The organism is Bradyrhizobium sp. NBAIM01, assembly GCF_020194115.1.
In the GTDB taxonomy this organism is placed as follows: domain Bacteria; phylum Pseudomonadota; class Alphaproteobacteria; order Rhizobiales; family Xanthobacteraceae; genus Bradyrhizobium; species Bradyrhizobium yuanmingense.
In genome coordinates, this window is sequence record NZ_JADYVU010000004.1 from 104,323 (window position 1) to 128,503 (window position 24,181).

At 64.0% G+C, this 24,181-nt stretch carries 21 protein-coding genes and 1 pseudogene; 19 read left to right on the forward strand and 3 right to left on the reverse strand.

Annotation, left to right across the window (positions count from 1 at the left end):
- Positions 1-26 precede the first annotated feature (26 nt).
- The 8 genes and pseudogenes from I6F31_RS15710 (at position 27) to I6F31_RS15750 (ending at position 9,839) form a co-directional block, all read left to right on the forward strand.
- Entirely contained in the window at positions 27-1,166 is a 1,140-nt protein-coding gene (locus tag I6F31_RS15710) for an AI-2E family transporter (protein ID WP_192893330.1), read from the forward strand.
- Positions 1,163-1,762, forward strand: a complete 600-nt coding sequence (locus I6F31_RS15715; RefSeq protein ID WP_225185688.1) for a hypothetical protein — start codon at positions 1,163-1,165, stop codon at positions 1,760-1,762. The genes I6F31_RS15710 and I6F31_RS15715 overlap by 4 nt, the downstream gene beginning before the upstream one ends.
- Positions 1,763-2,248, forward strand: a complete 486-nt coding sequence (locus tag I6F31_RS15720) for a DUF992 domain-containing protein (protein WP_128262852.1) — start codon at positions 1,763-1,765, stop codon at positions 2,246-2,248.
- A gap of 147 nt (positions 2,249-2,395) precedes the next feature.
- Positions 2,396-2,953 (forward strand): HdeD family acid-resistance protein, encoded by a 558-nt coding sequence (locus tag I6F31_RS15725; RefSeq protein ID WP_225185689.1) that lies wholly within the window; start codon positions 2,396-2,398, stop codon positions 2,951-2,953.
- Positions 2,954-3,286: 333 nt separating this feature from the next.
- On the forward strand, positions 3,287-3,526 hold the full coding sequence (locus tag I6F31_RS15735) for a hypothetical protein (protein WP_225128696.1): 240 nt from the start codon (positions 3,287-3,289) through the stop codon (positions 3,524-3,526).
- A 65-nt stretch (positions 3,527-3,591) separates the two neighbouring features.
- Positions 3,592-4,833 (forward strand): efflux RND transporter periplasmic adaptor subunit, encoded by a 1,242-nt coding sequence (locus tag I6F31_RS15740; RefSeq protein WP_225185690.1) that lies wholly within the window; start codon positions 3,592-3,594, stop codon positions 4,831-4,833.
- Positions 4,830-7,959: pseudogene (locus I6F31_RS15745) on the forward strand (multidrug efflux RND transporter permease subunit). The gene I6F31_RS15740 and the pseudogene I6F31_RS15745 overlap by 4 nt, the downstream one beginning before the upstream one ends.
- A gap of 539 nt (positions 7,960-8,498) precedes the next feature.
- The gene (locus I6F31_RS15750; RefSeq protein ID WP_225185691.1) at positions 8,499-9,839 is read left to right on the forward strand and encodes an amidohydrolase family protein; all 1,341 of its coding nucleotides are present in this window, start codon (positions 8,499-8,501) and stop codon (positions 9,837-9,839) included.
- Between the two features lie 455 nt (positions 9,840-10,294).
- On the opposite strand, the gene I6F31_RS15755 is transcribed toward I6F31_RS15750, so the two are convergent.
- The 3 genes from I6F31_RS15755 to I6F31_RS15765 are packed head-to-tail and all read right to left on the reverse strand — an operon-like array spanning position 10,295 to position 12,907.
- Entirely contained in the window at positions 10,295-11,104 is an 810-nt protein-coding gene (locus I6F31_RS15755; protein WP_225185692.1) for an N-acyl homoserine lactonase family protein, read from the reverse strand.
- 8 nt (positions 11,105-11,112) lie between these two features.
- Positions 11,113-11,502 (reverse strand): carboxymuconolactone decarboxylase family protein, encoded by a 390-nt coding sequence (locus I6F31_RS15760; protein ID WP_036011521.1) that lies wholly within the window; start codon positions 11,500-11,502, stop codon positions 11,113-11,115.
- Between the two features lie 28 nt (positions 11,503-11,530).
- A complete protein-coding gene (locus I6F31_RS15765; protein WP_225185693.1) occupies positions 11,531-12,907 on the reverse strand; it encodes an MmgE/PrpD family protein in 1,377 nt (458 codons plus the stop codon).
- A gap of 222 nt (positions 12,908-13,129) precedes the next feature.
- Here I6F31_RS15765 and I6F31_RS15770 point away from each other — a divergent pair, with 222 nt between their 5' ends.
- From I6F31_RS15770 to I6F31_RS15820, 11 genes are all read left to right on the forward strand, one after another.
- Positions 13,130-14,023 carry an NAD(P)-dependent oxidoreductase gene (locus I6F31_RS15770; protein ID WP_225185694.1) on the forward strand — a complete coding sequence of 298 codons (894 nt, stop codon included), beginning with the start codon at positions 13,130-13,132 and terminating at the stop codon, positions 14,021-14,023.
- A 30-nt stretch (positions 14,024-14,053) separates the two neighbouring features.
- Positions 14,054-15,448 (forward strand): MmgE/PrpD family protein, encoded by a 1,395-nt coding sequence (locus tag I6F31_RS15775; protein ID WP_225185695.1) that lies wholly within the window; start codon positions 14,054-14,056, stop codon positions 15,446-15,448.
- A gap of 79 nt (positions 15,449-15,527) precedes the next feature.
- Positions 15,528-16,463, forward strand: coding sequence for a branched-chain amino acid ABC transporter permease (locus I6F31_RS15780; protein WP_036035780.1), 936 nt, complete (start codon positions 15,528-15,530; stop codon positions 16,461-16,463).
- 2 nt (positions 16,464-16,465) lie between these two features.
- Positions 16,466-18,238: a branched-chain amino acid ABC transporter ATP-binding protein/permease gene (locus tag I6F31_RS15785; protein WP_193375194.1), complete on the forward strand. Its 1,773-nt coding sequence runs from the start codon at positions 16,466-16,468 to the stop codon at positions 18,236-18,238.
- Entirely contained in the window at positions 18,225-18,932 is a 708-nt protein-coding gene (locus I6F31_RS15790) for an ABC transporter ATP-binding protein (protein WP_036011537.1), read from the forward strand. The genes I6F31_RS15785 and I6F31_RS15790 overlap by 14 nt, the downstream gene beginning before the upstream one ends.
- Before the next feature lie 32 nt (positions 18,933-18,964).
- A complete protein-coding gene (locus I6F31_RS15795) occupies positions 18,965-20,197 on the forward strand; it encodes an ABC transporter substrate-binding protein (RefSeq protein ID WP_225185696.1) in 1,233 nt (410 codons plus the stop codon).
- A 31-nt stretch (positions 20,198-20,228) separates the two neighbouring features.
- Positions 20,229-21,464, forward strand: a complete 1,236-nt coding sequence (locus I6F31_RS15800; RefSeq protein ID WP_225185697.1) for an ABC transporter substrate-binding protein — start codon at positions 20,229-20,231, stop codon at positions 21,462-21,464.
- 29 nt (positions 21,465-21,493) lie between these two features.
- Entirely contained in the window at positions 21,494-21,874 is a 381-nt protein-coding gene (locus I6F31_RS15805; protein ID WP_036011548.1) for a carboxymuconolactone decarboxylase family protein, read from the forward strand.
- Between the two features lie 16 nt (positions 21,875-21,890).
- Positions 21,891-22,661 (forward strand): SDR family oxidoreductase, encoded by a 771-nt coding sequence (locus I6F31_RS15810; protein ID WP_225185698.1) that lies wholly within the window; start codon positions 21,891-21,893, stop codon positions 22,659-22,661.
- 24 nt (positions 22,662-22,685) lie between these two features.
- Positions 22,686-23,426 (forward strand): SDR family oxidoreductase, encoded by a 741-nt coding sequence (locus I6F31_RS15815; protein WP_225185699.1) that lies wholly within the window; start codon positions 22,686-22,688, stop codon positions 23,424-23,426.
- A gap of 23 nt (positions 23,427-23,449) precedes the next feature.
- Entirely contained in the window at positions 23,450-24,166 is a 717-nt protein-coding gene (locus I6F31_RS15820) for a GntR family transcriptional regulator (protein ID WP_050991723.1), read from the forward strand.
- Positions 24,167-24,181 lie beyond the last annotated feature (15 nt).

A 24,181-nucleotide genomic window follows, 5' to 3' on the forward strand; every position in this document is an offset into this window, starting at 1 on the left:
GTGACCACATGACGGCGGACCGATCGATGAGCGACGCCAGGGTCGGATCCGAGCGGGTCCGCGGCCTCGTTCGGAATGAGAGCCCGATCGACGATTCGGTCCAATCCGGACGACCGAGCCTGCTTGCGATCGGCCTCACTGTGCTCGTCGTGGCCGTGGCCCTCTTCCTGGTCTGGCAAACGGTATCGAGTCTCTTGATCGTGTTCGCTGGCGTGCTTTTCGCAGCCTTTCTCGATGCCGCAGCCCGGGCTCTGGCGCCGGTTCTTCCTCTCAGCCGCGTCTGGCGTCTGACGCTCGTTCTCCTGCTGCTGTCGGCGCTGGCAGGCTTCGGGCTGGCCTGGGGGACCGGTAAGCTGCCGGAGCAGACGCGTGTGCTGCTGAAAGTCATGGATGCCCAGGTCGACATCCTGCAAGAGCATTTGTTGTCTTATGGCGTGGATCTGCTCGGCCCGGAATGGGGGCGTGACTTCGCGCAGTGGCTGTTCGCCGACCAGGGTCGGTTCCTCAGCCATGCGCAATTCCTGCTCGGCGGCGCCTCGAGCCTTTTGACCGCCGTGCTCGTGATCTTGTTCCTCGGCATTCTCTTCGCCTTCGATCCCATCAGCTACCGCGACAGCGTGGTCGTGCTGGTCAGGCAATCTTACCGGGCCCGCGCGCGCGAGGTGATGGACGAGATGGGCACCGTGATGCGGCTGTGGTTCGTCGGCCAGTTGATCCGCATCATCCTGATGACGCTCTTCGTCTGGCTTGCCCTTTATCTCATCGGCCTGCCTGGCCCATTCGTTCTCGGATTGCAGGCAGGATTGTCGAACTTCATCCCCTATCTTGGGCCAATCGTCGCCGCGATCCCGATCGCGCTCGTTGCGATGCCGCTCGGAGCCTCGCCGCTGATCTGGGCGGTCGCGGTCTACACCATCATCCAGTCGATCGAAGGTTACGTCATCGGCCCGCTGATTCAGCGGCATGCGGTCGAGACCCCGCCAGCCTGGACCCTGGTCGCCATCGTCCTGCTGGGCGCCTTGTTCGGCGTCATGGGCATTGCGCTCGCGATGCCGCTCGTCGCGGTCGGACGGGTGGCGATCATCAGGTTGTATGTCGAGGATTATCTCGGAGACAGGATCGAACCGGCAACGACCGATCCCCCAATCCTGGGTGAGCAGCCATGAGCGAAACGGATGCACAGCAGCGTGAAGACCACGTGCCTCAACAGGCTCGCTCGGGAATGGGGCGTCTTGTCTGGCAGCAGCTTCCGTACGCCGTCGCGCTGCTGCTCGCCATCGCAGGAGTTGCCTATACCAACGTCTCGCACCAGCCGCTGATCGGCTATTGGGAATTCCTGGCGCTGGCGGTCGGGGTGGTCTGCGTCATCACCAAATGGCCGGAGATCGAAGGCAGGGAGGGCCAGATTCGTCTGATCTGGACCCAGGCGCTGCACTGGATCGCCGTCCTGATCACGATGAACATCATCCTGGTCTCCGGCGTTCAGCAACTGCTCCCGACGCCGGCAACCGGTCTCGTCCTGCTGACGCTGCTCGCGCTCGGCACATTCCTCGCAGGCATCAGCCTGTTGTCATTGCAGATCGCTTTTCTCGGCCTTGCAATGGGCGCAGCCGTCCCGGCGATCTCGTGGCTGAAGCAATCCATCTTCTTCTTCCTGCTCGGCGCCGTGCTGCTGATCGGGCTGGCCATTTCGTTCTGGCTGCGCCGGGACGGCGGCCCGCCGCGGGCGCCGACCGAAACAAAGCACCAGGCGGAGGCTTGAATGCGACAATTGCCATATCTCGCGGCCGTCGGCGCAGTGGCGGTGCTGTTGACGATTCCCTCGCCCGCAGGAGCCGAGAGATTCAGAATAGGCAGGCTGCTATGCTTCTCGGAGCCACGCGTTGGACTGGTGCTCGGATCGACGCAGTCGCTGCGCTGCGTGTTCGATGGGGTGCGCCCTGCCCGCCGCTACATCTACGAGGGACGGATCAGACGCCTCGGCCTTGATCTCGGCGTGACCAGCGCCGGCACGCTGTCCTGGGCCGTGTTCGCCAGGACTTCGCGGATTGGTGCCGGCACTTTGCGCGGCAGCTATGTGGGCGCGAGTGGCAATTTCGCTCTAGGCCCCGGCCTCGGCGCCAACGTCCTGATTGGCGGCTCGCGCAGGAGCATCATGCTCCAGCCGATCTCGATCGAACGCTCGATCGGGCTCAATCTCGCGGCCGGCGTGACCCATCTGACACTGGGCCCGCGCGGACCGCGATGAGCCGTGTCCGCTCAGGAAAGGTCGCAACAAGTTGGAATGAGAATATTCCCGCCCCTCAACTCCGGGTTTCGTCCGATGTTGGACCTGCTGGTTCAAGTCTAGGATCGAAGGCGTGTCGATCGGAGCGTGAGCACCCAGGAGGTTCGCATGACCGTCCACGACAGCCGCGACGATCTCAACACGCTGGGTGCCCCACCGCTATGGGCTTGCGCTCTCCTCGGAATTGTCCTGATCGCCGCCGGCCTCCTCGCCCTCGGCGATCTCGCCTTCGCCACGATCATCAGTGTCAAGTTCATTGGGCTCACCGCAATCGCTGCCGGCGCCTTCGAGATCGCGCATGCGTTCTGGACAAAGGGTTGGGGCAGTTTCCTGTGGCGGATCATTCTCGGTGCGCTCTACCTCGCATTCGGCCTGATCCTTCTCACCCAGCCGGTGTCGGGTGCACTGATCCTGACCTATTTCCTCGGCGCGCTGCTATTCGCATCCGGCGTCGTTCGATGCGTGCTGAGTTTCGCCTATTGGCGACAGAACGGCTGGATGATGCTGATCTCTGGCGTCTTCGCCATGGCCGCCGGCGTGCTCATCCTGTTTGGCTTCCCGGATATTAGCGTCTGGGCGCTCGGCTTCCTGCTCGGCGTCGACCTGATCTCACATGGCCTCGCATGGCTGCTCTACGCCCTGCAATCGCTGCGATCGACTGCGTGACAGAGGAGGACGACACATGGTTGGTTCCAGCCGCCGAGCCTTCCTAGGCTTTGCAACGAGCGCCCTTGCCGCTGCCGCGCTCGGCGCCACCGGCGTTCGCTTGATCGACGTTGCCGAAGCGCTGCCGATCGATCCAGATCCGCGACGCGCCACCACGTCATCAGAACTGATCAAGACGCAGTGGGGACCGCCTCCGCGACCCGGCTGGGGCCCTCCACCGCGCCGTCGCCGGCACCGGCGCTGGGTCTGCTGGTGGCATCGCGGCCGGCGCCGCTGCGGATGGCGTTGGGTCTAGGCGGGTCTCCGAAGCCTTGCGAGCTGATGGAGGTAACGATGCGCGACAGGTACCAATGGGCGATCGCCGCCTTGCTGGCCGGTCTGCTGGTCGGGGCGAGCTGGTTTTGCGTGTCGGTCTGGCGATCGACGCCGATGCCCCTCTATGGAAACGTCATCCTGACCGGAGCCGTGATTCTCATCCTGATCTTAGGCTGCGGCCTGATCGCGCTGATGTTCTACAGCCATCGCAAAGGTTACGACGAACCAGCCCGCAGCAACAGGACGCAGCGCGAGTAATGCAGTCCGCCAGACGCCGAACGAAGTGACGTCGGCGTTCGGAGCTCTGGAACACGGAGCGGACCATGAACCTTGCTGACGTCGCGACCAGATTACTGGCGGCAGGATTGGTTACGGTCTCGATCGGCGGGACTGTCCGGACCCAGCCGACGCCTTCCACGCCTGCCGTCGGCGTTGTGGAGGCAACGCGCCGGCTGATCACCGAAAGCAACGAGTTCCTCGGCCGAGTTGAGGCGGTCAACCGGGTCAACGTGACGGCCCGTGTCACCGCCGCTCTGGAGCAGCGGCTGTTCAACGAGGGTGCCGAGATCAAAAAGGGCGACCAGCTCTATCGGCTGGAGCGCGGCCCATTCGAGGCCGATCTCGCAGCCAAGCAGGCGCAGGTGGCGCAACTCGAGGCGATGCTGGAAAACGCCAGGCTGACGACGGAGCGCGCGCACACCCTTCTCGGCGGGCCGGCCGGGCAGCAATCGACCTATGACGCCGCGCTCGCCACCCAGCGCAGCTTACAGGCCCAGGTCCAGGCTGCCCAGGCGCAGGTCCAGGCCTCGCAGATCAATCTCGACTACACCGTCATCAATGCTCCGATCGACGGCAAGATCGGTCGCACGGCGGTAACCGAAGGCAACATCGTCGGGCCCTCCTCCGGCGTGCTGACCACGATCGTCAGCCAGGACCCGATGCACGTCACGTTCCCGGTGCCGCTGCGAGAGGGGCTCGAGCTGCGCGAGCGGTACCTCCCACAAGGCGGCCTCGAGGCGGTGACGATCAGACTGCGGCTGCCCGATGGCCGTATGTACGGTCAGTCCGGCAAACTGAACTTCGTCGACAACAGCATCGCCCAGAACACCGACACGATCACGGTCCGCGGCGAGATTGCCAACCCGATCTTGCGCGCCCCGTCTGCCGCAGGCGTGACCGCGCACGAGCTGACCGACGGCGAATTCGTCACCGTTCTGCTCGAAGGCGTCCACCCGATCGAAGTACTTGCGATCCCACGCGCGGCGGTGTTGTCCGACCAGCGTGGCGACTATGTTCTCGTCGTCGGCAAGGACAATAAGGCAGAGCAGCGGCGCGTTCAGCTCGGACAATCGACCGCAGCAATTGCCGCCGTCATCGGCGGGCTTGCTGCCGGCGACAAGGTGATCGCCGAAGGGTTGCAGCGGGTTCGCGCGGGTCAGACCGTCGCTCCGGATGCAGCAAGCGCACTCCTGCGGTCGAGCATGGACGGCGCAGCGAGCGAGGCGCCACCGCGGAGCGGCCGCGGCACTCCGATCCGGCCCCACGCCGCGGACCGCACTCCATGATATCGGGCGTCTTCGTCGATCGGCCGCGCCTTGCGATAGTGATCGCACTTCTCATCACCATTGCCGGCGCGTTGGCACTCACGCAAATTCCCGTGGCGCAATTTCCGGATATCGTGCCGCCGCAGGTGACCGTCTCCGCGACCTTCCCAGGCGCGTCCGCCGAGGTCGTGGAAAGCAGCGTCGCCCAGCCTCTCGAAGCGCAGGTGATCGGCGTCGACCGCGCGCTCTACATGAAATCAACCAGCGGCAATGACGGCAGCTACACGCTCACCATTTCTTTCGCGCATGGCACCAATGCCGACATCAACACGGTCAACGTCAATAATCGCGTGCAGAGCGCGCTGTCGCAGTTGCCGACGGAGGTGCAGCAGCAAGGCGTGAGGGTGCAGAAGCGATCCTCGTCGATCCTGCAATTCCTCGTGCTCTACAGCGCCGACGGCCAGCAGGATCCCCTCTTCATCACCAATTACGCCATCATCAACGTGCTGGACGCGATCGCGAGCACGCCGGGCGTCGGCCAAGCGAACCTGTTCGCAAAGATGAACTATTCGATGCGAATCTGGTTCGATTCGCAGCGGCTCACCAGCCTCAGCTTGACCCCGTCGGACGTGATTGCCGCGATCCGCGCGCAGAGCGTCCAAGCTGCCGTCGGCCGCATCGGCGCGCGGCCGATCAGCGACGATCAGCGACGATCAGCAGTTCCAATTCAACGTGCAGACCCTCGGCCGACTCGCCAGCGCCGATCAATTCGCCAACATCGTGCTACGCGCCAATCCCGACGGATCCTCGCTGCTGGTGAAAGACGTCGCGCGCGTCGAGATCGGTGCGCAAAACGTCGACAGCGAGGCGCGGATCGACGGGCGCGCCGCCGTTCCGATCGCAGTCTACCTTGCGCCGGGAGCGAACGCGGTGACCACGGCGCGAGCGGTGGCCGAGACGATGCAACGGCTGTCAATGCGATTTCCGCCTGGACTGAGCTATCTCGTCCAATACGATTCCACGAGCTTCGTTCGGGACACGATCGCGGAGGTCTTGCGGACACTGGCCGAAGCCTTCGTCCTCGTGATGCTAGTCGTCTATATCTTCCTCGGTAGTCTCCGTGCGACGGTGATCCCGGCCATCGCAGTACCGGTGAGCCTGATCGGCACGTTCGCAGTTCTGCTCGCGTTCGGCTATTCGGCCAATACGGTATCGCTGCTCGCGATGGTCCTCGCCATCGGCATCGTCGTCGACGATGCCATCGTCGTCGTGGAGAATGTCGAGCGCGTCATGGCGGCGGAACCAAGCCTGGCTCCAGCCGAGGCCACCAAGAAAGCCATGACCCAGATCACCGCGCCGATCATCGCGATCACGCTGGTGCTGCTCTCGGTCTTCGTGCCGATCGCGTTCATTCCCGGCATTTCGGGCACGTTGTTCCGTCAGTTCGCCGTGACGATCAGCGCCGCAATGTTGATTTCGGCGCTGAACGCCCTGACGCTATCCCCTGCACTGTGCGCGCTGCTGATGCGTCACGGCAGACGGCCCCGCGGCATCATCGGCCGTGTACTCGGCGGCATCGACTGGTTGCGCGAGCGCTACGGCAACGGCGTCCGCTACCTCGTGCGCCGGGCCGCCCTCTCGCTGCTGCTGGTTGCGGTATTCGCCGCCGGCATCTTCGGTGTCTCACTGCTAACTCCGACCGGCTTCCTGCCGGAGGAGGACCAGGGCGCCTTCTTCACCTCCGTACAACTGCCCGACGGCGCGTCGGTCGCGCGCACCAGCCAGGTTACGCGCGAGATCGAAGACGTCCTGAAACAGATGCCGGCCGTCGATCACGTGCTCGCGGTGATCGGCTTTTCAATGCTCGATGGCGTCTCCCAATCGAACAGCGCACTGGTGGTGGCGCGGCTCAAGCCATTTTCCGACCGGACGGCGGCCGCAGACTCGGCGCAGGCGCTAATCTCCAGGACATTCGCAGCCGGTGCCCAGGTACGACAAGCCAATGTGCTGCCGTTCAACCTGCCGCCGATCATCGGCCTCTCCACCGGCGGCGGATTCGAGTACCAGCTTCAAGCTCTGGAAGGACAGGGCCCAGCCGCGATTTCGAGCGTGACAAACGCCCTGATCGGCGCCGCCAACGCCGATTCGCGGCTCACGCGGGTGTTCTCGACCTTCACCGCGACCAATCCGTCGCTCTATCTCGACGTCGACCGGCGAAAGGCCCAAGCGCTGGGCGTCGCGGTCAATGACATCTTCATGGCGCTGCAGGCGACGCTCGGCGGCGTCTACGTCAACAACTTCAACCTGTTCGGACGCACCTGGCAGGTCAACGTTCAGGGCGACGCATCCGATCGCGCCCACGTCTCGGATATCTGGCGGATCTACGTGCGCAACAACAACGGCGAGATGGTGCCGATGCGGGCGCTGGCCGACGTCATGGTCGTAACCGGGCCGCAGGTCATCACTCGCTACAACAATCATCGTTCCGTGACGGTGAACGGCAGCCCTGCGCCGGGGACCTCTTCGGGCACCGCGCTATCCGCGATGGCGCAGATCTCCGACACCGTGCTGCCGTCCGGCTACGACTTCGCCTGGACCGGCACCGCCTTTCAGGAGCAGGGAGCGGCAGGTCAGACCGGAATCGTGCTCGCGCTGGCCGTGATGTTCGCCTATCTGTTCCTGGTCGCACTTTACGAGAGCACGGTGATCCCGATCCCGGTGCTGCTGTCGGTGGTCGTCGGTGTGCTCGGATCTTATCTCGGCATCATGACTGCGCGCCTCAATCTCGACCTCTATGGCCAGATCGGCCTCGTTGTGCTGATCGCTCTTGCCGCCAAGAACGGCATCCTGATCGTCGAGTTTGCGAGGGAACAGCGGGAGGCGGGTATCCCGATCTGTGAGGCCGCGGTTCAGGGTGCCTATATGCGTTTTCGTGCGGTCATGATGACGTCACTTGCGTTCATCCTCGGCCTTCTGCCGCTGGTCATTGCGACCGGAGCTGCCGCGCTGAGCCGCAGAGCGGTGGGCACCGCTGTCTTCGCTGGTATGCTCGCAGCAAGCTCGATCGGGATCTTCCTGGTGCCGATGCTCTACGTCACCTTCCAGCGCATACGGGAGCGCGCGAAAGGCACAATCAAAAGCGGCTAAGAATGCCCGATCCTAACAAAAACATAGAACGTAACGAAAGAATGTCGTCTGGCTTAGATGAGCTACTTCGATGATTGAGGAGTACGCTGCCGGATTACGAGAGATTATTAGTAAGCTGCGCAGAAAATTGAACCAAGTTTACCCGGGTAGAGCTTTCATAGAGCGCTATTTCCACAGTTGGCACCCCGATTCCTGCTCCGCCGGTGTACAGAGAATCCCTAATGTACGGGACAGACGGCGTCTCTAAGCTGGCGGACTGGAAGGCTCGGGGACCCCGCTCAATCCGCGGGACGTACTTCTATGCGGGTCCTTTGGTGCAACGGAGCTCACATCAAGCGGAAGCTGGCGCAAGTCGAATGTAGCAGCATAGGGACCCGACCTTGCCACGAGTGTTCTGATGGATGGCTCTCGCCAAATGGTCACGGCCCGATGGTTGTCGGTCGAGCGAATCGGAACGAACTCGTGTGCGGCGCGACAACTTCTGCCGGGCTCCGCGCCGCTGGCGAGAGAACACAACATGCTAGGAAGGAACACTGCAAATGCGGATAGCCGAGTGTGCCACGATCATTGTTGCGACGTGCACCTTTCTCACGCCGGCAGAGCCGCAAGAGCGGATTGCAGTCACCGTCTTCGAGAACGTGCGCATCTTTGACGGGAAGAGCGAGACGCTTTCCGTCCCATCGAATGTCGTCATCCGCGGAAACATCATCGAGCGGATCGTGACCGCGCCCATTCCAACCGATCGTCGCGTGGACGCCCGCGTCATACAAGGCGGTGGACGCGTGCTGATGCCCGGGCTCAGCGACATGCACTGGCACGCGATGATGGTCCGTCCAACACCCGCGCAGATGCTGTCGAGCGACCTCGGATATACGACGCTGCTGGCGAGCGCGGAAGCGACAGCGACACTGATGCGCGGATTCACGACAGTCAGGGACATGGGCGGCCCCACCTTCTCACTCAAACGCGCGATCGATGAAGGTCTCGTCCCGGGTCCCCGCATCTATCCATCGGGAGCCGTCATCACGGTCTCCGGCGGCCATGGAGACTTCCGCGAGCTTTGGGAGCTGCCGCAAAGTCAGGGCGGAGCAAGCCGCGTCGAACAGCTCGGCGGAAGCATCATCGCGGATGATCCCGACGAGGTCCGCAAGCGCGTGCGCGAACAGCTCATGCAGGGCGCGTCCCAGGTCAAGCTGACGGCAGGGGGAGGCGTCGCCTCGCCTTTCAGCCCACTTGATGTGACCACATTCAGCGAAGCGGACTTGCGCGCGGCCGTCGAAACCGCCACCGATTGGGGGACGTATGTTGCAACACACGCATATACACCGAGCGCAATTCGACGTTCCATCGCCGCGGGCGTCAAAGTGATCGAGCATGGTCATCTCATGGATGAACCGACTGCACGCCTCATCGCCGAGAAGCAAATCTGGCTGAGCACTCAGCCGTTCGTAGACCTCGGCGGCGCAGCCATGCTCCCGCCCGCCCAACAGGCGCAGATGCGCCAGGTTGTTGCGGGAACGGACACCGTGTACGGGTTCGTCAAGAAGTTTGGGATCAAGACCGCCTTTGGAACAGATATCCTCTTCTCGAAGCCACTGGCCGAGCATCAGGGTCAGGGCATCGTAGACCTCACGCGGTGGTTCACGCCGGCGGAAGCGCTGACGATGGCGACCTCAACCAATGGAGAGCTGCTCGCGCTTTCCGGAGCGCGGAATCCTTATCCCGGCAGGATCGGAGTGGTCGAGGAAGGCGCATTGGCCGATCTCCTGCTCGTCGATGGCAATCCGCTGGAAGACATTCGCCTCATCGAGGACCCCGCAAATAAGCTTGTCGTCATCATGAAGGACGGGATCATCTACAAAGACACCAATCCCAAGTGACCTATTCTCACGGCTGCGCCTGTGACCGAAAGTGATGGCCTGTCACCCTGCCTGACGGACGTCAAACCGGATATTTCGACAAACAGCGCAGACCTTTCGCTTGGGTAAGCCGAGATGTGATGGACTCCAAGGGCCTGACCGACTTCATGAGCTCCGAGTCCACGAAGTGGGCCGGGATCATCAAGAAGATCGGCATCGAGCCGATGTAGCGATGCTTGGCGAAGACCTTTCGTTCCAATCCGCTTGGCGCCTCCAACCTGACCGCATCATGATCTAGATGCTGCGCGGTTGCGTTCCTCTGCATGCCGGCCTCGCAATACGCGACCGGCACCGTCGTCGCCATCGATGGCGGCTTTCTGGCAGGATAGTCAGCCGTCTCCGATCGGCCGCAGATCGTGCCAGAGTTGAAGATGCGGAAGCTCGACAAGGATGCGGTGCGTGGTCCTCTCGCCGCCCTAGGAGTGAGCAGGCCCGGACGGCGCCACATCCAAGCGGACCGCGATCCCGTCCAGATCCGGGGTCGGCGCTGGATAATGCATCATGACGAGCGGATCGTGACCTGGAACGATGTGGTCCGCATCCGGCGCTGCGGCGCGCAGTTTGTCGAACCCCGCCAGCATGTCGCCGACATGAAACGCCGTCGTAAAGGGACGCTCGCTGGTCAGGTTCTCGTAGAAATGACTGACGTCGGAAGCGAGCACGACCGGACCGCGGCGCGTGTTGGCCCGGACGAATTGAAGCCCGGCGGAATGTCCCCCCGCCGCATGGACCGTCAGCCCGGGAGCGATCTCAGCATCGCCATCGTAGAACAGGACGCGGCGCGCATAGTTCAACCGCACGATGCCGCAAACGTCCTCGACCTCGAAGGAATGCGACAACCTCGGATATTGCATGTAGCGTCCGGTGGCATACGCGAGTTCGCGCTCCTGCAGATGAAATCGCGCGTTCGGAAAGCGGTCGAAATTGCCGGCATGGTCGTAGTGCAGATGTGTGAGGATCACGTCCTTGATCTCGGCCGGCTTGATATCGAACGCAACAAGAGTCTCCACCGGGCAGCGCAAGAATGTCCGCCTGCGCTGCTTCGCAATTTCGGCGTTAAATCCGGTATCGATGACGAAGGTGCGCCCACCTCCCCGCGCCAGCCACATGAAATAGTCCATCGGCATCGGCCCGTCATGCGGATCGCCGCCGATGAAGTGGTCGCTCCGCTGCGCATCCCGCGTTGCGTAGCGGATGGCGAAGAGTTCGTAGATCGGGTCAGCCATGGATTTGCTCAGGAGCCGGCCGCGTCGACCTCGTTGAAGGCCTCGCGTGCGTTGCGGAAGGCGTCGATGCCGGCGGGCACGCCGCAATAGACCGCGACCTGGAGCAGGATCTCCTTGATCTCCTCCTTGGTCAGCCCGTTCTTCAACGCGCCCTTCACGTGCAGCTTCAGCTCGTGCGGCCGGTTCAGTGCGCCGAGCATCGCCAAATTGACGATCGAGCGCGTGCGACGGTCGACGCCGGGCCGCGTCCACAGCGCGCCCCAGCAGAATTCGGTGGACCATTCCGCCATCGTGCGCGTGAACTCGTCGGCACCGGCGATCGATTTGTTGACGTAGTCCTCGCCGAGCACCTCCTTGCGGACTTTGAGGCCCTTTTCGAACAGTTCGGTCTTGGTCATGATCGTCCCTTTCAGGTCTTGCGAGAGTCTAGATGGAAGTTGTTCGGCGCATCGCCGAGGGCGGCCGCAACGATCGCAGCAGTTCGGCGACGTCAGCCACCGCATCGAGACGCCAGACGGCGTCGATGACACCGTCCGCGTCCCAATTGCTCTGGCCCGTTCGCACGCTTTCGCGCAGCTTGGCCTCGAGATCGCGATCTTCAAGCGGCGCTGCCCGGCTGCCGCGCGGCGAGATGACGGTCTCGGTGAAAACCTCGCCGGACGACAGGCGCACGGTCACGCGTGCCGCACCATCCGGCATCCCGTCATCCCACTCCGCCCTCACCTTCTGCCGCAGCTGCACAATATCGGGCCGGCCGACCGTCTCGCGTGCAAACTCGGCGACGCCGGCTCTGCCGAGCAGCAATCCGCACGCCACGCAATGATGGATGCTGACGCGCGCATCGCGCTCGTTGTTGACGGGGCGGTCGCCGCGCGCAAGCAGCAGCGTCGAGCCTTGAACGGTCACGGTGTCAATCTGGTCGAATCGCCGACCGATCTGCTCTCGCAACTGAAGGCAGGCATCAATGACCGCATGAAAAACGATGCCGGCGGGATAGGGCTTGTAGGTGTTCTTGGCGATCTCAAAGGTCTTGCCGAGACCATCAAGCAAGCGGGCAATATCCGGCTCGTCACCCATGGTGCGTGCCCAACCGAGCGGGCCTTCAATGGCGTGGGGGGCTGCCTCATAACCCTGCTCTGCAAGCAGCGCCGCAAACAAGCCGTTGCGCGCCGCGTTGCCGACGCTGACATTCTTCGCGGCACTGGGCAGGTTCTCGACATTGCCGGCCGACTGGCTCGCCGCGAGCCCGATGGCATTCGCAATGCCCTCCGCGGGCAGCCCCAATAGTTTCGCGCAAGCCGCCGCGGCGCCAAAGATCCCGCAGGTCGAGGTGATGTGCCAGCCGCGCGCATAATGGCGCGGCGAAACGGCGGCGCCGATGCGGCATTCGACGTCCACACCGAGGATGAACGCCGTCAACAATTCGCGTCCAGACAGTTTATGCGTCTCCGCGAGTGCGAGGACTGGAGCTGCGACCGGTGCCGCCGGATGAATGATCGTCTCGGGATGGGTGTCATCGAAATCGAGCAGATTGGCCGAGATGGCGTTGAGAAACGATGCGCACATCGCGTCCATCGGCTGCGAATGACCGATGACCGTCGCGGTCGCGGCGCCGCTGAACGGCGACAGGGTTCGCATCGCCGCCATCACCACCGGATCGCGTGCGGAGCCGAGTGCCGTGGCGAAGAAATTCAGTATCGAGCGTCGCGCCTCGCCGCTCTGCGCCTCCACGTCCGCCCACGATGTCGCCGCGACGAAATCGGCGAGCGTCCTGCTCACGCTGGGAATTGGGTCTTGCGGCACGCGGGGCGTCTTCCTCGTTTTTCGGACCTTATGCCGATCCGCGGCAAACTGTCGACCCAAATGTTATGCTTGACAGCTTGTCTGACAATCATAACAATCCGGCACGCTGGCACGGGAACCCGCCGCCGCAACGACGGCGGTCGTCAGGGCCGGCCGGCGAACTGACAACGACAAGATCAAGACGGCGCGCCCCGCGTGGGATCGCGCGACAGGGAGTGAACGATGGCGGGAGAGACGCTCGGTGTGATCGGAACGGGCCGCATGGGCGGCCCCATGGCGGGGCGGTTGATGGACGCGGGCTATTCGCTCGTCGTCTACGACACGCAGACCGACGCGACGCAGCCGCTGGTCAAGCGCGGCGCCTTGGTCGGCAAGTCGCCGGCCGACGTCGCCTCGCGCGCCGACATCGTGCTCGCCAGTCTGCCGACGCCCGACATCGTCAAGGCCGTCACTCTCGGCGAGGACGGCATCAGCAGCGGCAACCGCGCCAAGATCGTCGTTGATCTCTCGACCTCTGGTCCCGGCGCGGCGAAGCTCGTTGCGGAAGGGCTGAAAGCCAAAGGCATGACGCTGGTCGATGCGCCCGTCAGCGGCGGCATCAAGGGCGCCGTGAACGGCACGCTCGCCGTTATGGTATCGTGCCCGCAAGCGACTTACGACATCGTGCAGCCGATCCTGAAGAATTTCGGCAAGCTGTTCTACACCGGCGACAAGCCCGGCGTGGCGCAGACCGCCAAGCTCGCCAACAATCTGATGGCGGCGGCGGCACTGGTGATCACGTCGGAAGCGGTCGCCATGGGCGTCAAGGGCGGCGTCAACGCCAAGGTGCTGATCGATATCATCAACGCCAGCAGCGGCCGCAACAGCGCCTCCGAAGACAAATTTCCCCGTTCGGTGCTGCCGGGCACGTTCGATTTCGGATTCGCCACCGGCCTTTCCTACAAGGACGTCCGTCTCTGCGTGGACGAGGCCGAGGCCATGGGCGTGCCGATGGTCTGCGGCGCAGTGGTACGGCAGATGCTGGCGATCACCAACGCCAAATACGGCCCGTCATCCGATTTCACCTCGATCGCCAAGGTGCTCGAGGACTGGGCCGGAGTCGAGATGCGCGGCTGAGCGCAAGAGCCTTTGGGAGAAACACTTGCGATGACGAACGGCCCGACCGGATCAGGCAAGGTATCGCTCGCGCGCCAGATGGCGCGGAGCGCACTTGCCGTTGATCTCGGAGATTTCGGGCCTGAAGTGGTCGCCAAGGCCAAGCTCTGCCTGCTCGACTTCCTGTCCTGCGCCTTCGAGGCGGGTCATCATCCCTGGAGTCGTCAGGCAATCGCGATCGCACAAGGTGGCGGCAGCGCAACCATCGTCGGAATGTCGCGACTCTCCTCGCCGGCCGATGCCGCCTTCGCCAATGCCGTGATGGGGCACGGACTCGTGCGGGAAGACATGCATGCCGCCAGCATTGCGCATCATGGCGTCGTGATCTGGCCGACCTTGCTCGCGCTATCGGAACAGGCGCCGTTGCACGGCGCAAAACTGCTCGCCGCCGCCATCATCGGCTATGAGACCGGCGCGCGGATCGGCCGCGCGCTCCTGACCTCCGATCTCGCCCGGCTCTATCGTCCGACCGGCCTCGTGGCCCCGCTGGGCGCGGCGCTCGCCGGAAGTTTCGCGCTCAACCTGCCCGAAGACGCAGCGACCAGCGCCATCGCGATTGCCGCCAACACGTCCAGCGGTCTCAACGAGTGGCCGCATGCAGGCGGCTCCGACATGTATTTTCATCCGGGCTTCGCCGCCAGCAATGCGATCAAGGCAATCGGCCTCGCCGCAGCCGGCGCTTTCGGCTCCGAAACGATCCTCGAAGGCGAAGCGGGCCTGTTCGCCGCCTATCGTCGCCAGGCCGCGCCCGACAGCATCGCGCTGTTCCCGAGTGGCGAATGCGAGATCATGGCGGTCTACAACAAGCCGGTCCCGGCCTGCAATTTCGCGCAGACCGCCGCGCAAGCGGCCCTTCGCGTCTCGCACGAACTCGCCGGCACCGAGGAGATCGACAGCGTCGTCGTTCGCGCTCCCGATGCCGCCGTGCGCTATCCTGGGTGCGCCTCCACCGGCCCGTATCGGAACGCGCTCCAGGCCAAGATGAGCATTCCCTTCAGCGTCGCGGCCACCCTCGTGAGGGGCGAGATCGAGGAAGGCAACTACGCCGAACTCGATGATGTCGATATCATCCGCCTGGTTGCGATCACGAAGCTTGAGCCGGATGTCGGCTTCACCACCGCGTTCCCCGACAAGCAGGGCGCGGATGTGACCGTGCATCTGCAGAGCGGGCGGACGATCCGGCACGCGCTACCCGACGTCATCGCCGCAACGCCTTCAGATATTCGCACGCGCTTTCGCACGGCCGCTCAGGGAGTCCTCGGTGAGGACCGCACGTGCCAGTTGGAGCAACTCATCGAGAGCTGCGAACGGCTCGGCAACGCCGGCGATATCGCAGCACTATGCCGCCTGGACACGGCGGAACGGGTTTTACGATCGGCATCATAAGAAGTGCCGGAGAGTACGGGGGAAACATGGTCGACTTCGAGACCCGCTTAGGTTCGTCAGCCGCGCGGAGGCGAAGCTGATGGAAGGATTTCTGCAAGCGCTCGCCGCGGGCCTTCTGATCGGCGCCGTCTACGGCCTGATGTGCGTCGGGCTCGGCCTGATCTTCGGCGTCATGCGCGTCATCAACTTCGCCCATGGCGATTTCATGATGCTCGGCATGTACACTGCCTTCTATCTGTTCACCGCCGCCGGCGTTCAGTCGTTCTTCGGCAATGCCGTCGGACCGTTCGTCTCCATCCTGCTGGCCGGCCCCGTGCTTGCCGTATTCGGCTACTTCGTCCACCGGGCACTGATCTCGCACGTCTCGGGGACGCGCACCGCCTCGCTCGAAGGCGAGGGACACTACGCCCAGCTGATCCTCACGCTCGGCATCGCGCTGATCCTGCAGAACGGCGGCCTCATCGTGTTCGGCTCGGTGCTGGCCTCGATCCGCACGCCGCTGTCGAGCTCGGCCTGGGAGCTCGGCCCCTTCTTCGACATGAGCATCTTTCTCAACAAGGCCCGCAGCATCGACATGATCGTTTCGCTGGTCATGATGATCCTGCTTTCACTGCTGATCACGCGAACGCGGATCGGCAAATCGCTTCGCGCCGCCGCGGATAATCCGACCGCCGCGACCTATATGGGCATCGACGTCGATCGCGCGCACCGAACCGCCTTCGCGCTCGGCTGCGGCATCACGGCGATCGCCGGCGGCCTCCTCGCGACGAACTATCCGTTCCACCCGTTCGTCGGCCTCGAATACGTCATCGTCATGTATGCGGGCGTCGTGCTCGGCGGCATGGGCAGCATCATCGGCGCGTTCTGGGGCGGCATGACGATCGGGCTCGTGCAGCAGATGTCGACGCTGATCCTGCCGACGCAGCTGCAGAACGCCGCGATCTTCGCCGTCTTCCTCCTCATCATCTTCTTCCGACCGCAAGGCTTCTTCGGGCGGATGGTGGAGAGGACGTGATCATGCTCCGGATGCGCTCCTTTCTTCCTCCCCTGCTCTTCACCATCGCCTATGCCGCGCTGTCGCTCGGCGTCACCAATTCCTACTACCAGCTCATCCTGACCCTGGTGCCGGTGTGGGCGGTGTTCGGCCTCTCCTGGAACCTGCTCAGCGGCTACACCGGACTGATCTCGTTCGGCCATGCCGCCTTCTTCGGCATTGGCGCCTATGCCACCGCGCTTGGCCAGATCTATTTCGACATATCGCCCTGGCTGCTGATCCCCATCGCCGCCGTGCTCGGCGGCATCGCCGGGCTGCTGATCGGATTTCCCACCTTCCGCCTCCAGGGCCACTATTTCGCCCTGGCGATGCTCGCCTACCCGCTTGCCATCCTCTACGTGTTCGAGTGGCTCGGCTTCCAGGAGGTGACCCTTCCGATCAAGCGCGACGCGCCGATCGCCTACATGCAATTCGCCGATCCGCGCATCTACACGCTGCTGGGACTCGCAATCATGCTTGCCACCATCGTGCTGACGCAATTCATCGAGCGCTCCCGCTTCGGCATGGCACTGCTCGCAATCAAGCAGAACGAGGCCGCCGCCGAGGCGGCCGGGATCAATACGCTCGCCTGGAAGCTGCGCGCGATCACGCTTAGCGGGGCCATTGCCGCGGCGATCGGCGGCTTTTACGCGCAGGTGTTGTTGGTCGTGACGCCGCAATCGGTGTTCGGCATGCTGGTGTCGGCCCAGGCGCTGACGGTCGCGATGTTCGGCGGCGTCGGCACGGTCTGGGGGCCGGTGATTGGCTCGGTGATCCTGATCCCGCTCGCCGAGATCCTGCATGCCGAAGCCGGCGCGCGCTTCCCCGGCATCCAGGGCGTGATCTTCGGCTTCGCCATCGTCTGCGTCATCCTGCTGGCACCGGAAGGCCTGTTCTGGAAGCTGCGCGATCTCCTGCGCAAACGGATCGCGCCTAAGGCGCCTGCCTCCGACCTGCCCGAAACATCGGCTGCCAACGTCACCACGCTGAAGCCCGCACCGCGACAGCGGGCTGCCACCGGGGAAGTCATGCTCGAAGTGAGGAACCTGTCGCGGTCCTTCGGCGGCCTCAAGGCCGTGCAGGATGTCAGCTTCAAGCTGCACCAGAACGAGATCCTCGGCATCATCGGGCCCAACGGCGCCGGCAAGACCACGCTGTTCAACCTCCTCAACGGCTTCCTGAAACCGAGCGAGGGCGAGGTCTTGATCGATGGCCGCAACATGTCCGGCCAACGGCCGCACGTGATCTGCGAGGCCGGCATCGGCCGCACCTTCCAGGTGATGCGACCATTCCTGCGCATGTCGATCCTCGACAACGTCGTGGTCGGTGCCTATGTGCGCGCGCGGTCCGACGACGAAGCTCGCAAGCTTGCCGCCGATGCAGTTGCCCGTGTCGGGCTCTCCGCCGTCGCCGACCGCGTCGCCGGCGAGCTTTCGACCAAGGAGCTGCGGCTGATGGAACTTGCCCGCGCTATCGCCGGCCAGCCACGCATCCTGCTGCTCGACGAGACCCTCGCGGGCCTCGGCCACGGCGAGGCGGACGAGGTCGTCGCCGTGATCCAGCAGCTCGCGCGCGACGGCATGACCATCGCGATCATCGAGCACACGATGCAGGCGATGGTCCGGCTGGTCGACAGATTCGTCGTGCTCGACCACGGCGCCGTCATCACCGAAGGCCTGCCGGAAGTGGTGACGCGCGACAACCGGGTGATCGAGGCCTATCTCGGCAAGAAATGGGTGGGCCATGCTGCGAATTGAGGGATTGAGCGCGGGCTATTCCGCCAAACCCGTGCTGAACGACATCTCGATCAATGTCGGCGCCGGCCAGTTCGTCGCCATCGTCGGACCCAACGGCGCCGGCAAGACCACGCTGTTCAAGACCATCTCCGGCATCGTCAAGCCGAGCGGCGGGGCCATCACCTTCGACGGCGTCGATCTCCTCGCAGTGCCGCCGCCACAGCGCGCCCATCTCGGCATCGCCCACGTCCCCGAGGGCCGCCAAGTCTTCCCGTCACTGACCGTGATGGAGAATCTGGAGATGGGTGCGATGACCGAGAGCGGTCGACGCGACTGGCAGAGCAACATCGAGCGCATCTTCGAATGGCTTCCGGTGCTGAAGGAGCGTCGCAGCCAGTTCGCGGGCACGATGTCAGGCGGCCAGCAGCAGATGCTCGCGATCGGCCGCGGCCTCGCCTCCTCGCCGAAACTCTTGATGCTGGACGAACCCTCGATGGGGCTGGCGCCCTCAACCGCCGACTTCATCTTCGATCGGCTGATCGAGATTCGCCGCCAGTCCGGGCTGACCATGCTGCTGGTCGAGCAGCGCGTCGCGGAAGCGCTGGAATCCGCGGACCACGGCTACGTCCTCGAAGCCGGCCATGTCGTGCTCGAAGGCAACAACGACACGCTGCGCGCCGACGATCGCGTGCGCAAGGCCTATCTCGGCATGTGACAACTATAAAAAAAGACCAGGGAGCAAACAAAATGAACAAGACATCGGAGGGACTCTCGCGACGGACCGTGCTGTCCGGCGCCGCCGCCGTGGGCCTTGCCGGCGTGGCACGCGCGCAGACACCGGCCGAGATCAAGGTCGGGCTGATCGTGCCGCTGTCGGGCATCTACACCCGCCCCGGCCAGGTGATGAAGATGGGCGCCGAGATGGGTATCGAGCACATCAACGCGCAGGGCGGCATCAAGGCGCTCGGCGGCGCCAAGCTGAAGCTCGTCGTGATCGATTGCGGCGACACCACCGAGAAGGCCAAGAACGCGGCGCAACGCATGGTGGCGCAGGAGCCGGATCTCGTCGCGGCCACCGGCGCCTATCTGTCGTCCTTCACGCTGGCGGTCACCGAGGTGACCGAGCGTGCCGAGCTGCCGGTGCTGACGCTGTCCTATTCGGACCTTCTGACCGACCGCGGCTTCAAATACATCTTCCAGACCGCCGCGACCGCGAGCCGCCAGTCCGAGCTCGGCCTGCCGACGCTGATGAAGCTCGCCGAGAATGCGTCGGGCAAGAAGCCGAAGACCGTGGCGATGCTGATGGACAACACCGCCACCTCAGTCGCTACCGCCAAGGCGCTGAAGGAACGACTGTTCGCGCAGGAAGGCCTCCAGCTCGTCGTCGAGGAAGTCTGGACCCCGCCGCTGTCGGATGCGACGCCGCTGATCCAGAAAGTCCGCTCGGCCAAGCCCGATCTGCTGCTGTTCATGCCGAACGCGGTGTCGGACGCCAAGCTGGGGCTCGAGAAGATCAGCGAGTTCGGCCTTGGCCAGGGCAAGATCCCGACCGTGTCCTTCAGCATCACCATCGCCGAACCGGACATGCTGCAGAGCGTGAGCCCGGAGACAGTGCAGGGCATCATGACCATCGTCGCCAATTGGGGCTCGAAAGGTCACGAGGCGCTGATCGCCGAGCTCAAGGCGAAATACAAGGAGCCCTGGATGACGCAGAACGTCATCTCGACCTATGGCGACATGTGGCTGATGAAGGAAGCCTTGGAAAAGGCCGGTAAGGCCGACCGCAATTCGGTCGCGCAGGCCTTCCGCACCTTGGATGCCGGCCCGTCGAAATACTACCCAGGCGGCCAGCTCAAGTTCGACGAGAAGGGCCGCAGGATCGGCGCCGGCGTCGTCATCGTGCAATGGCAATCGGGCGTGCCAGTCACCGTCTATCCGCCCGAGCTCGCGCAGGCGCAGCCGTTCTGGCCGAAGAAATAGCATCGCACGCTTTTCAGGGAGGAGGATTGTCATGAGAACAACGAGCAAGATCAGGATCACCCGTCGAACACTGCTTGCGGGCGCGTCGGGCACGCTGATCGCATCCCGTGCCTGGGCCCAGCAGCCATCTGAGGTGAAAGTCGGCCTGTTGGTGCCGATCTCCGGCATCTACGCCCGTCCTGGAACGGTGATGCGGCAGGGCGCCGAGATGGCGGTCGAGCACATCAACGCGCAAGGCGGAGTCAAGGCGCTCGGCGGCGCCAAGCTGAAGCTCGTGGTGCTCGATTCCGGCGACACAACTGAGAAGGCCAAGAACGCCGCCCAGCGTATGGTGGCGCAGGAGAGCGACCTGGTCGCAGCAAGCGGCGCCTACCTGTCATCCTTCACGCTCGCGGTCACCGAGGTCACGGAACGCGCCAACTTGCCCGTCCTCACCCTCTCCTATTCCGACCTGATCACGGATCGCGGCTTCAAATACGTGTTCCAGACCTCGGCCACGGCAGCCTCACAGGCCCGTCAGGCCTTGCCGCAAATCATCAAGCTGGCCGAGACGGCATCGGGCAAGCGGCCGAAGACGGTCGCGATCCTCACCGACAACACGGCCGCGTCGATCGCCTCGGCGAAATCGATGCGCGAGGGCCTCTTGGCAGAGAACCAGCTGCAGCTGATCGTGGACGAGACCTTCACGCCGCCGCTGGCGGACGCGACGTCGCTGGTTCAGAAGATTCGCTCGGCCAAGCCCGACCTGCTCTTCTTCCTGCCGACGGTGATCTCCGACGCCAAGCTGCTGCTCGAGAAAATGAACGAGTTCGGCCTCGGCCAGGGCAAGGTGCCGACCATCTCGTTCGGCATCGCCATCGCCGAGCCTGACATGCTGCAGACCGTGAGCCCGGAACTGCTCCAGGGAGTCCTGACCTGCGTTGCGAGCTGGGGCGCCAAGGGCCACGAGACGCTGATCGCCGAGTTGAAGACCCGCTACAAGGAGCCGTGGATGACGCAGAATGCGATCTCCACCTATGGCGACATGTGGGTGATCAAGGACGCGCTGGAGAAGGCCGGCAAGGCCGACCGCGTTGCCGTCGGCGAAGCGCTGCGCACCATGGATGCAGGCCCCTCGAAATATTACCCGCTCGGCGAGATCAAGTTCGACCAGAAAGGCCGCCGCGTCGGCGCCGGCATGACCATCGTGCAGTGGCAATCCGGCGTGCCGGTGACGGTGTTCCCGCCTGAGCTTGCGCTGGCCAAACCGTTCTGGCCGAAGACCTGAGAACGCCCGAACGAGAAACGGAGAACAGAATGGACAAGGCGACCTACGACCGCGGTCTCGAAATCCGCAAGAGCGTGCTCGGCAGCGAGTTTGTCGACAAGGCGATCGCGTCAGCCGACGAGTTCAACCGCCCGATGCAGGATCTGACCACCGAGTATTGCTGGGGTTACGTCTGGGGCCGCGAAGGGTTGACGCGAAAGACGCGCAGCTTCCTCAATCTGGCGATGCTCTGCGCGCTCAACCGTCCGCACGAGCTGAAGACCCACGTCCGCGGCGCCCTCGCCAATGGCGCGACCAAAGAGGAGATCCGCGAGGTTTTCATGCAGGTCGCGATCTATTGCGGCGTGCCGGCCGGCGTGGACGCGTTCCGCAACGCGAAGGAAGTCTTCGCCGAGCTCGACAAGAAATAAGGGCGCGCGGGCTGCGATGAAGGGCAAATGGGCACTCGTGACCGGCGCGACCGCAGGCCTTGGCCTCGCCATCGCGGAAGGCCTGGCCGGCGCGGGCTGCAACATTGTCCTGCACGACCTCGTTGCGCCGAAGCAGCCCGCGGACGACCTCAGCGCCCGCTTCGGCATCGAGGTCATCCCCGCCGCTGCCGATCTGTCCGGGCGCGACGACATCGAGAGCATGATGGTCGGCCTGCTCGACCGCTGCGGAGCCATCGACATCCTTGTCAACAACGCCGTTGTCAGGCATTTCTCGACGATCGAGCAGTTTCCACCCGATCGCTGGGACCAGGCGCTCGCTGTTAACCTGTCGGCGCCGTTCCACCTGATCCGCCTTGCGCTGCCCGCGATGAAGCAGCGCGGCTGGGGCCGGATCATCAATATCGGCTCGATCTATTCGAGCCGCGCGGTCGAAGATCGCATCGACTACGTCACGACCAAAGCGGCAATCCTCGGCATGACCCGCGCGGTGGCCATCGAGACCGCCCGCAGCGGAATCACCTGCAACGCGCTCTGCCCGGGTACGCTGCCGACGCCGGCGATCCTGAACAAGATCGCGACGATGGCAGCGAATAGCGGACGCCCCGTCGATGACGTGACCCGCGAATATCTTGGCGAGCGCCAGCCGACGCAGCGCTTCATCAGAATGGAGGCGGTCGCCGCCATGGTCGTCTTTCTCTGCGGTACCGCGGCAAATGACATCACCGGCGCCAGCCTGCCTATCGACGGCGGCTGGTCAATCGCATGAGAGCATTGGAATGGGAGTGCTGACATGACCGAACAACCAGGCCAGACCGTCGTCCTGACCGGCGCTGCCGGCGGCATGGGACGCGCCATCACCAAGGCGCTGCTGGACAGCGGCCGCCGCGTCGTGCTGGTCGATCGTGACGCCGAGGCGCTTCAGCAGCTGGCGGCCACCGTCGGCGACAAGGTGTTTCCGATTCAGCTCGACGTCAGCGATTCCCGGGACGTGGATAGTCTGCCGGAGGCCATTCCTGCTCATTTCAAGCCGGTCGAAATCCTCATCAACAATGCCGGGCATGACATCGGCGGCCGGACACGCTTCGACGCCGGCTCCGCCGACGACTGGTCCAACATCATCCAGACCAACCTGATTGGCCTGATGCGCGTCACCCGCGCGATCCTCCCCGACATGGTCAAGCGCAACGCCGGCCATATCGTCAACATCAGCTCCATCAACGCCGTCCGTATAGTCCCGGATATGGCGGCCTACAGCACCAGCAAGGCCGGCGTGCACATGTTCACAGAGACCCTCCGGGGCGAGCTGGCGGACACCGCGATCCGGGTCACCGAGCTCCAGCCCGGCCTGACCAGGACCAACATCATCCTGACCCGCTACCGCGGCGACAAGCAGAAGGAAAAGGACTATTTCGACCAGTTCAGGATGGCGCTCGAGCCGGCCGACATCGCCCGCTCGATCGTGTTCGCCCTGGATCAGCCCGCCCACGTTCAAATTGCCGAAATGATGATTCTGCCTGTAAACCGGTATTGAATCATTCCAACCAAGGCCCGGACATGGAAAGACGCCGCGAATTGCAGTCGACACTCCGCATCGATGACGTACCGACCGTCCGGGCGATGGTGGCGCAAAAGCTGCGCGAGGCGATCATGTCCGGCACGCTGAAACCGGGCCAGCGCCTGGTCGAGCGCGAGCTCTGCGAGATGATGGGCGTCAGCCGCCCCTCGATCCGGGAAGCGCTACGCGCCCTCGAGGCCGACGGGCTGGTCAATACGGTCCCTCACCGCGGCCCCGTGGTCTCCACGATCAGCCTGGAGGAGGCCCGGCAGCTCTACGCCGCCCGCGCGGTGCTCGAAGGCTTCGCCGGCCGTGAATGCGCCAGGCTTCACGACCCGGAAGTGGCTCGCCGGATCGGGGAAGCCCTGACCCGGCTGAAGGCAGCCGCAGCCAAGCAGGACCTCGTCGGATGCCTGGAAGCCAAGACCGACTTTTACGCCGCTCTGATCGGTGGCTGCCGCAACGCGTTCATCGAGCGCATGCTCAAGCCGCTGCATGACCGAATCCAGCTGTTGCGGATCACCTCGATGTCGCAGCCGAAGCGGATCAACAAGAGTTTGCGCGAGGTTACCGCGATCTGGCGCGCGATCCAGAACGGCGATGCGGACCTCGCCGAGCGCTGCTGCGTCGACCACATCAATGCGGCTGCGGTGGCCGCGCTCGACATGATCGAAAAATCGTCGGCAGCCAAGGAGGCGGCGCCTTCCGACGACTAAAACATTGCCGCCAGG

Coding starts and splice junctions, on each gene's coding strand:
- I6F31_RS15710 (WP_192893330.1), top strand. CDS start 27: ATGAGCGACGCCAGGGTCGGATCCGAGCGGGTCCGCGGCCTCGTTCGG.
- I6F31_RS15715 (WP_225185688.1), top strand. CDS start 1,163: ATGAGCGAAACGGATGCACAGCAGCGTGAAGACCACGTGCCTCAACAG.
- I6F31_RS15720 (WP_128262852.1), top strand. CDS start 1,763: ATGCGACAATTGCCATATCTCGCGGCCGTCGGCGCAGTGGCGGTGCTG.
- I6F31_RS15725 (WP_225185689.1), top strand. CDS start 2,396: ATGACCGTCCACGACAGCCGCGACGATCTCAACACGCTGGGTGCCCCA.
- I6F31_RS15735 (WP_225128696.1), top strand. CDS start 3,287: ATGCGCGACAGGTACCAATGGGCGATCGCCGCCTTGCTGGCCGGTCTG.
- I6F31_RS15740 (WP_225185690.1), top strand. CDS start 3,592: ATGAACCTTGCTGACGTCGCGACCAGATTACTGGCGGCAGGATTGGTT.
- I6F31_RS15750 (WP_225185691.1), top strand. CDS start 8,499: ATGCGGATAGCCGAGTGTGCCACGATCATTGTTGCGACGTGCACCTTT.
- I6F31_RS15755 (WP_225185692.1), bottom strand. CDS start 11,104: ATGGCTGACCCGATCTACGAACTCTTCGCCATCCGCTACGCAACGCGG.
- I6F31_RS15760 (WP_036011521.1), bottom strand. CDS start 11,502: ATGACCAAGACCGAACTGTTCGAAAAGGGCCTCAAAGTCCGCAAGGAG.
- I6F31_RS15770 (WP_225185694.1), top strand. CDS start 13,130: ATGGCGGGAGAGACGCTCGGTGTGATCGGAACGGGCCGCATGGGCGGC.
- I6F31_RS15775 (WP_225185695.1), top strand. CDS start 14,054: ATGACGAACGGCCCGACCGGATCAGGCAAGGTATCGCTCGCGCGCCAG.
- I6F31_RS15780 (WP_036035780.1), top strand. CDS start 15,528: ATGGAAGGATTTCTGCAAGCGCTCGCCGCGGGCCTTCTGATCGGCGCC.
- I6F31_RS15785 (WP_193375194.1), top strand. CDS start 16,466: ATGCTCCGGATGCGCTCCTTTCTTCCTCCCCTGCTCTTCACCATCGCC.
- I6F31_RS15790 (WP_036011537.1), top strand. CDS start 18,225: ATGCTGCGAATTGAGGGATTGAGCGCGGGCTATTCCGCCAAACCCGTG.
- I6F31_RS15795 (WP_225185696.1), top strand. CDS start 18,965: ATGAACAAGACATCGGAGGGACTCTCGCGACGGACCGTGCTGTCCGGC.
- I6F31_RS15800 (WP_225185697.1), top strand. CDS start 20,229: ATGAGAACAACGAGCAAGATCAGGATCACCCGTCGAACACTGCTTGCG.
- I6F31_RS15805 (WP_036011548.1), top strand. CDS start 21,494: ATGGACAAGGCGACCTACGACCGCGGTCTCGAAATCCGCAAGAGCGTG.
- I6F31_RS15810 (WP_225185698.1), top strand. CDS start 21,891: ATGAAGGGCAAATGGGCACTCGTGACCGGCGCGACCGCAGGCCTTGGC.
- I6F31_RS15815 (WP_225185699.1), top strand. CDS start 22,686: ATGACCGAACAACCAGGCCAGACCGTCGTCCTGACCGGCGCTGCCGGC.
- I6F31_RS15820 (WP_050991723.1), top strand. CDS start 23,450: ATGGAAAGACGCCGCGAATTGCAGTCGACACTCCGCATCGATGACGTA.